We start from the raw sequence: 7,603 nt of genomic DNA, 5'->3' as shown, positions 1-7,603 counted from the left end.
AGCCCCACTTCCTCATCGACACGATCGCCGACCTGCCGGGCGTGGTGAACGACATCAACGAGCTGCTGGCGGCAGGACGCATGCCGCAGGCCTGCTGAAGGTCCTTCCTGCCGATCGGGCGTGATTTCGTGCGTTCGAACAACTTTCCCGTTCCACCCAACCCAGCCGTGAGGCAGACGGACGGGACCCGACCCATGCCAGACACCCCGGCAACCGTTAGGGCTCCCCGAAAGCAGCCATCCGTCGACCGTCCGGCAGCCTCAGCGTAGGGCACTGCCCCTTCAGCAGGTTGCCGCTCGGAGGTCGACATTCGGCTTTGCGCGCATGTCGGCCACTCCAGTGCCTATCAACAGAAACCGCATCCCGGGCCGAAAAAAGGCCGGGTTAGACGACCGCTGCTGGTCGAGAGCGTTCGTGTTGGTAAGCTCAGTCCACAACGACGCCATGACTGACGGCCGCCTCGGTATGGTTGGCACCGCTCCTCGTACCGTCCAACTTCCGCGACCGGAAGGCGTGTGCGACAAGCACGTAGAACAGAGGCGTGACGAAGACCGCGAGCACGGTCGCCGTGATCATGCCCCCGAGGACGCCGGTGCCGATGGCACGCTGGCTGTTCATGCTGGCGCCCGTGGCGATGGCGAGCGGCACCACGCCGAGGATGAAGGCGAATGAGGTCATCACGATGGGCCGGAAGCGTAGCTCGCATGCCTCCAGGGCCGCCTCGTGCAGGGATCGGCCCTGCTCGACGAGCTCCTTGGCCACCTCGATGATGAGGATGGCGTTCTTCGCCGTGAGGCCGATCACCGTGATCAACCCGACCTTGAAATAGACGTCGTTGGGCATGTCGCGCAGCAGCATGGCGTAGACCGCACCGACCACGCCGGTGGGCACCACCAGCAGGACGGCCAGCGGGATCGACCAGCTTTCGTAGAGGGCCGCGAGGCAGAGGAAGACGTAGAAGAGCGCCAGCGCGAGCAGGTACACGGCTTGGCTGCCCGAGAGCTTCTCCTGCAGCGACTGCCCGGTCCAGGCAAAGTCGAAACCTGGCGGCAGCTGGCCGGCGAGCCGTTCCATCTCGGCCATGGCGTCGCCGCTGGCGTAGCCCGGCGCGGCGCTGCCGGAGATCTTGATGCTCGGGTAGCCGTTGAAGCCGACGACCTGCGAGGGCCCCATCGTCCAATCGACACGAGCGAAGGATTGCAGCGGCACCATCTGGCCCTGCGCGTTGCGGACGTAGAGGTCGAGCAGGTCCTCGGCCCTCATCCGGCGCCCGGCCTCGGCCTGCACGATCACCCGCTGCATTCGCGCTTGGTTCGGGAAGTCGTTGACGTAGGCCGAGCCGAGGCTGGTCGAGAGCGCGTCGTTGATGTCGGCGAAGGCGACGCCGAGCGCATTCGCCTTCTGGCGGTCGAGGGTGAGCTCGATCTGCGGCGCCGTCGGCAAGCCCTCGACGTAGACCCCTTGCAGGACCGGGCTCCGGCCCGCGGCCTTCAGCAACTGGTCGCGCGCCGCGGCAAGGGCCGCATGGCCCTGCTGCGCCTTGTCCTGCAGGCGGAAGGCGAAGCCGCTCGAATTGCCGAGCGCCTCGATGGCCGGGGGTGACAGCGCCATGGCGATGGCGTCCGGCATGCCGCCGAGCGCAGCATTGGCTCGGGCGCTGATGGCCTCGGCGCCGTCCTTCGATCCGCGCTCCTTCCAGTCCTTCAGGGTCACGAAGGCGATGGACGCGTTCTGGCCCTGGCCGGAGAAGCCATAGCCCAGAAGCACGACCCGGCTGGCAAGCGCCGCCTCGCCGCCGAAATGGTCCTCGATGCGCTTGGCTACGTCGAGCGTGCGCTCGGTCGACGATTCCGGCGGGGTCTGCACGTCGACGATGACGTAGCCCTGGTCCTCGATGGGCAGAAAGCTCGACGGCATCCGGACGTAGCCCCAGCCGAGGGCGCCGACCAGCAGCGCGTAGACGAACAGAGCCCGCACGGGGCGGCGCAGCATCCCTGCGACCCCGGATCGGTAGGCCAGGGTGCCGGCCTGGAAGCGGCGATTGAACCAGCCGAAGAAGCCGCCCTTGGCGTGCCCGTGGCCGGCCTCGACGGGCTTGAGCAGGGTGGCGCACAGGGCCGGGGTCAGGGAGAGAGCCAGGAAAGCCGAGAATGCGATGGAGGTCGCCATGCTCACCGAGAACTGGCGGTAGATCACGCCGACCGAGCCGGGGAAGAAGGCCAGCGGCACGAACACCGCCACCAGCACCGAGGTGATCCCCACGATGGCACCGGTGATCTGGCCCATGGCCTTTCGGGTCGCCTCCTTCGGGGAGAGGCCCTCCTCGGCCATGATGCGCTCGACGTTCTCGACCACCACGATGGCGTCGTCGACGAGGATGCCGATGGCCAGCACCATGCCGAACATGGTCAGCACGTTGATGGAGAAGCCCGCCACCAGCAGCGCACCGCAGGTGCCGAGCAGGGCCACCGGGACCACGATGGTCGGGATCAGCGTGTAGCGGATGTTCTGCAGGAACAGGAACATGACCGCGAACACGAGGGCCATCGCCTCGGCCAGCGTCATCAGCACCTTCTTGATCGACACCTCGACGAAGGGAGTGGTGTCGTAGGGGACCGTGACGCTCACGTTCGCGGGCAGCGTCTTCGAGAGTTGGGCGATCCGGGCCTTCACGCCGGTCGCGGCGGCGAGCGCGTTGCCGCCCGGCGCGAGTTGGATGCCGATGCCGGCAGCGGGGCGCCCATCCAGGCGGGTCTGATTGACGTAGGACTGCCCCGCGAGCTCGATCTCGGCGACGTCGCGCAGGCGCACGAGCGAGCCGTCCGGGTTGGCGCGAAGCACGATCTCCCCGAACTCGGCCACCGTCGTGAGCTGGCCCTTCACCAGCACGCTTGCGGCGATGCGCTGGCCTTGCCTGGCGGGCTGCGCGCCGACGATGCCCGAGGCGACCTGGACGTTCTGGGCCCCGACGGCGGCTGTGACGTCGCCCGGCGTCAGCTTCAGCCCGACGAGCTTCGTCGGGTCGATCCAGATCCGCATCGCCTTCTCGGACGAGAACAGCGTGGCGCGCCCCACGCCGGGCACGCGCCGCAACTCGCCGAGGATGCGTCGGGCGGCGAGGTCGCCGAGGTCCGTCTCGCTCATCGAGCCATCACGCGAGCTGACGACGACGAACTGGAGGAAGGAGGTGCTCGCCTCCTCGACGATAACGCCCTGCTGGGTCACGGCCCGCGGAAGGCGCGCCTCGATGCGCTTGATCCGGTTCTGGACGGCCACCGTCGACTTCGACGGGTCCGAGCCCGGCGCGAAGGAGGCCATGATCTGGGCCTGGCCCGAGGTGTCGCTTGCGCTCTCGAAGTACATCAGCCCCGGGATGCCGTTGAGCTCCTCCTCGATGATGCGGGTGACGCCGTCGTAGAGGCGCTCGGGCGGCGCGCCCGGGTAGGTCGCCGTAACCTGGATCGTGACCGGGGCGACGTCGGGGTACTGGGAGATCGGCAGGAATGCGATGGAGATCGTCCCCACTAGGATGATGAAGATGGAGATCGCCCAGGCGAAGATCGGGCGCTCGATGAAGAAGCGTGTCATGACGGTCGGAGCCTGCGCGGAGGTATCAGGGTTGTCCGGATGCGGCGACCGTGCGGCCACCCTTCCAGGGCACGGGGTTCACGGCCATGCCGGGCTGGATCCGCTGGAATCCCTCGACGACGACGGTCTCTCCGGGCTTCAGGCCGTCCTCGACGATCCAGCCCGCGTCCGTCAGCGCACCGGCGCGCAGCGGGCGCAGCGCGAGGGTCCTGTCCGCGCCGACCACGAACGCCTGCGCGACGCCGGCGCTTGAGCGCTGGATCGCCTGTGCCGGCACGATGACCGCACCGGGGAGCTTCCCCTGCGCGACGCGGACGCGGACGTAGGTTCCCGGCAGCAGGGCGACCTCGGGGTTCGGGAAGGTGGCACGCAGGCTGACCTGCCCGGTGCCCGGATCGACGCCGACGTCCGTGAACAACAGGCGGCCGGCATCGGCGTGGAGCGATCCGTCCGGCATAACCAGCCGCACCTCCGTCTCATCCTTGCCCGACGCGCCCTCGGCAAGCCGGCTCGGGTCGGAGGCGGCGTTGAAGTCCGCATAGATCGGGTTGACCTGCTGGATCAGGGCGAGCCTGGTCGCATCGCCCTGCCCGACGAGCGCGCCCTCGGTGACGAGGGCGCGTCCGATGCGGCCGGCGATGGGCGCACGCACGGTGGCGTAGTCGAGGTCGATCCGGGCGCGGGCGAGATGCGCCTTCGCGCTCGCCACGTCGGCCTCGGCCTGGCGCAGGGTCGCGATGGCGATGTCGTGCTGGGCGGTGCTGGCCGCCTGCTTCTCCAGCAGCGTCTCGGTTCGCTCCGACTGCCTCAGGGACTGGACGCGTGTCGCCTCGGCCCGCGCCAGGGCCGCCGTCCTGGCGTCGACCTCGGCACGATAGATGGCGGGATCGATGCGGAAGAGGACGTCGCCCTTTCCGACGAAGCTGCCTTCCTCGAATGCGCGCTCCTGGATGATGCCGGACACCTGTGCCCGGACCTCGGCGACCCGCGTCGATGCGAGGCGTCCAGGGAGGTCGAGGGTTCGGGGTACGGTGACCGCCTCGACCGTGGCCGTCGAGACCTCCGGGGGGGCTCCCTCGGAGGTCGACGCCGCTTCGTTCGCGGGCTTGCAGGCGCCCATCGCCCCGCACAGCAGCAGGATGACGGCCAGGCGTCGGTGTTCACGCCGTCTCATGGATCAGCGGGTCCTTCGGTTCGGGTGATGGCGGCAGTGGGTGGGGGCGTCGTTGGATCGGCCCCGGCAGGTCATGGAAGGTGGCGGTCACGGGCGGCGGGGAAGCCGCCGATCACAGGGCGGCATCCTGAGGCCGCGCAGGTCGCCGGCCGGCCGCGGGACCGAACGGGACCGCGGGCCGCCAGGCTCGGAACGCGCGCCACGAATGCGCAGCTATCCGCGCTTCGTCATGCCCTCGGCCATGAGGTAGAGCAGGTCGACCGCGATGGTTCCGGCAGCGAGGGCCGTGATGCCTGAGGCGTCATGCGCAGGCAGCACCTCGACCACGTCCGCACCGACCACATTGATCCCGGCGAGGTGCCGCAGGACCTCCCGGGCGAAGAAGGTCGTCGGCCCGCCGCAGACCGGCGTGCCGGTCCCGGGAGCGTAGGCCGGGTCCAGCGCGTCGATGTCGAAGGTGACGTAGACAGGGCTCTCCCCGACGATGCCCCTGATGCGCTCGGCCAGTTCCGAGGGCTTGAGGTACAGCGCCTCGTTGGCATGGATGATGTTGTAGCCGAACTCGTTTTCCATCTCCGTGCGGATGAAGACCTGCGCGGAGCGGCGGGCGTCGACGGTCCCCTCGGCCGCGAGGTCGTGCGCGAACGAGCCGTGGAAGATCGCCTTTCCGCCATCGCTGCTCTCCGAATCCTGATGGCTATCGAAGTGCAGGAGCGAGATCGGGCCGTGCTTTTCCTTCGCGGCGCGGACGAGACCGTAGGGAATGGTGTGGTCACCGCCGAGGGTGAGGAGCTTCGCGCCCGACGAGAGGATCGAACCGGCGTGTTCGAAGGCATCCCGGATCATAAAGTTCGTCAGATCGGTCTGCATGCCGACGCCGACGTCCCCGTAATCGACGAGGCGCAACCGCTCCTTCAGGTCGTAGCTCCACGGATAATGGAAGTTGCCGGAATGAAGGGACATGTCGCGGATGGCGCGGGGCCCGAACCGGCTGCCGGGACGATTGCTGACGCCGATGTCGAACGGGATGCCCATCACGGCGATGTCGACATCCGTAAGGTCGCGCGTCTGCTCCAGGCGCCAGAAGGACGGCACCCCGGCATAGGCGAGGTAGCGTGAGAGATCGTTGGGCTTTTCGTCGGGCATGGGATCACCTTGCTTTCTGCGTGACGGGACGGTCCGGCTCACACCTTGGTTCGCGGGGTGCCGGCGGGGGGCTCACCTTCGTCAATGACCCGAGGTGAGCTTCAGGCCGCCGATGCAGCCGACGACGCCGAGGACGAGGAGAAGGCGCACCAAGGTCGCCGGCTCCCCGAACCAGGCCATTCCGACGAGGACGGTGCCGATGGCGCCGATGCCGGTCCAGATCGCGTAGCCGGTCCCGAGCGGGATGGCCGACCGGGTCGCCATATCGAGGAGCAGCATGCTCAGCCCGATGCAGGCGATGAAGGCCAGCGTCCAAGGGATGTTCCGGAACCCGTCGGTGAAACGCAGGCAGGTCGTGAAGCCGACCTCGAACAGACCACCCAGGGCCAGGTAAAGCCAAGCCACATCGATCTCCCGTGATTTGAGCGGGTGCCCGTAGGCATCCCGGTTGCGGGCTTTCAAATACGAGCGTATTTCTATCTGCGCAAGAGGGATACCGCTATGGGACGCCGCAAGACCATCGACCGGGACAAGGTGCTGGAGGTCGCCGAGGAAGTCGTCGCCTCAAGAGGCGCGTCGGGGCTGACCATCGATGCCGTGGCCAAGGCGGCCGGGATCACGAAGGGCGGCGTCCAGTCGTGCTTCGGCACGAAGGAGGCTTTGATCGCCGCCATGCTCCGACGTTGGCTCCAGGACTACGAGGAACGCGTCGTAGGCATCGCGGGTACGCAGCCGACGCCCGTGAGGCGCGTGCAGGCTCATGTCGAGACGACCCGTGTGCATGACGAGGGCTCGCAGGCGCGGGCGGCGGCCTTGCTGGCCCTGCTGCTTCAAACGCCGGAGCACCTCGCAGACACGCGCCGCTGGTACGAGGAGCAGTTCACCGGCCTGGATAGAACTGTGGCGACCGACCGTAGGGCGAGACTCGCCTTCCTAGCAACGGAAGGAGCCTTCTTCCTACGCTTCCTCGGCCTCATGCCAATCGACAGGACGACGTGGGACGCCATGTTCCGCGATATCCAGGAGCTTTTTGAAATGCCATCGCCAGTGACGGACAAGACGTAGAACGCCTTCCGTATCGAGCGGCGGCGACAGCGGTGTTGCTTCTGTCAACTCCCGCCCGGAAGCGGACCGTCGCAAATCCACCCAACGCGGTCGTAGAGTGGACGGACGGGTCCCGACCCGACGAGGTCGCTCACCGGCCCTTGCGGGCTACCCGATGCGGGCGTTCGATCAGGCATCCGCAGAACGTGCAGCGCGATCCGAGACATCTGCGATGGCCGCTCTCAGCTTCGGCGTCGCGTGATCGATGAACGCGCGCAGGGCTGCGTTCCGTCGCGGAATCGGATGGAGAATCAAATGAATCGGCAACGGCGCCGGCTCGAAGTCGCGGAGGAGCAATGTGAGGCGACCGGCCTCCATATGGTCGACCACTTGGAAGGCCATGACGCGGCAGATACATTCCCACAGAGCGCCGCGTCGATTGCGGCGCCCGTGCTGTTGAGGGCGATGCGAGGTCGTATGGCCGTCGAGAGCGGCCGGCGGCGACCCGGCGCGTGGTCGATGAAATGCCACTGCTCGCGTTCTGCGCCGTCCTCTGATCGGCCCCCACGAGGTGGTCCAAGGGTAAAGTTAGTGCACGGTGGGCCGTTCCGCCACGGGTAGCTTGGCCGGCGGAGCTGGTCGGGCGAGCGC

The 7,603-nt window shown here is 67.8% G+C and carries 6 protein-coding genes; 1 reads left to right on the top strand and 5 read right to left on the bottom strand.

The window, feature by feature from the left end; genetic code table 11:
• Positions 1-426: 426 nt before the first annotated feature.
• The 4 genes from ASF22_RS18900 to ASF22_RS18885 form a co-directional block, all read right to left on the bottom strand.
• The gene (locus ASF22_RS18900; RefSeq protein ID WP_056267189.1) at positions 427-3,588 is read right to left on the bottom strand and encodes an efflux RND transporter permease subunit; all 3,162 of its coding nucleotides are present in this window, start codon (positions 3,586-3,588) and stop codon (positions 427-429) included.
• 25 nt (positions 3,589-3,613) lie between these two features.
• The gene (locus tag ASF22_RS18895) at positions 3,614-4,762 is read right to left on the bottom strand and encodes an efflux RND transporter periplasmic adaptor subunit (RefSeq protein WP_056267186.1); all 1,149 of its coding nucleotides are present in this window, start codon (positions 4,760-4,762) and stop codon (positions 3,614-3,616) included.
• 213 nt (positions 4,763-4,975) lie between these two features.
• Positions 4,976-5,908 (bottom strand): agmatinase, encoded by a 933-nt coding sequence (gene speB / locus ASF22_RS18890; RefSeq protein WP_056267183.1) that lies wholly within the window; start codon positions 5,906-5,908, stop codon positions 4,976-4,978.
• Between the two features lie 81 nt (positions 5,909-5,989).
• Complete coding sequence (locus ASF22_RS18885; protein ID WP_056267191.1) at positions 5,990-6,313, bottom strand: multidrug efflux SMR transporter; 324 nt, start codon at positions 6,311-6,313, stop codon at positions 5,990-5,992.
• Positions 6,314-6,409: 96 nt separating this feature from the next.
• Between ASF22_RS18885 and ASF22_RS18880 the strand changes: the two genes are divergently transcribed.
• The gene (locus ASF22_RS18880) at positions 6,410-6,973 is read left to right on the top strand and encodes a TetR/AcrR family transcriptional regulator (protein WP_056267180.1); all 564 of its coding nucleotides are present in this window, start codon (positions 6,410-6,412) and stop codon (positions 6,971-6,973) included.
• A 168-nt stretch (positions 6,974-7,141) separates the two neighbouring features.
• On the opposite strand, the gene ASF22_RS18875 is transcribed toward ASF22_RS18880, so the two are convergent.
• Positions 7,142-7,354: a hypothetical protein gene (locus tag ASF22_RS18875; RefSeq protein ID WP_056267178.1), complete on the bottom strand. Its 213-nt coding sequence runs from the start codon at positions 7,352-7,354 to the stop codon at positions 7,142-7,144.
• Positions 7,355-7,603 lie beyond the last annotated feature (249 nt).

The sequence above is a fragment of the Methylobacterium sp. Leaf87 genome, from assembly GCF_001422775.1.
In the GTDB taxonomy this organism is placed as follows: domain Bacteria; phylum Pseudomonadota; class Alphaproteobacteria; order Rhizobiales; family Beijerinckiaceae; genus Methylobacterium.
The sequence above is the reverse complement of the archived record's forward strand: the minus strand, read 5'-3'. Positions and strand labels throughout refer to the sequence as shown.

Bases quoted from the DNA above. Each gene is read 5' to 3' on its own strand.
- ASF22_RS18900 (WP_056267189.1), bottom strand. From the start codon at position 3,588: ATGACACGCTTCTTCATCGAGCGCCCGATCTTCGCCTGGGCGATCTCC.
- ASF22_RS18895 (WP_056267186.1), bottom strand. From the start codon at position 4,762: ATGAGACGGCGTGAACACCGACGCCTGGCCGTCATCCTGCTGCTGTGC.
- speB (WP_056267183.1), bottom strand. From the start codon at position 5,908: ATGCCCGACGAAAAGCCCAACGATCTCTCACGCTACCTCGCCTATGCC.
- ASF22_RS18880 (WP_056267180.1), top strand. From the start codon at position 6,410: ATGGGACGCCGCAAGACCATCGACCGGGACAAGGTGCTGGAGGTCGCC.
- ASF22_RS18875 (WP_056267178.1), bottom strand. From the start codon at position 7,354: ATGGCCTTCCAAGTGGTCGACCATATGGAGGCCGGTCGCCTCACATTG.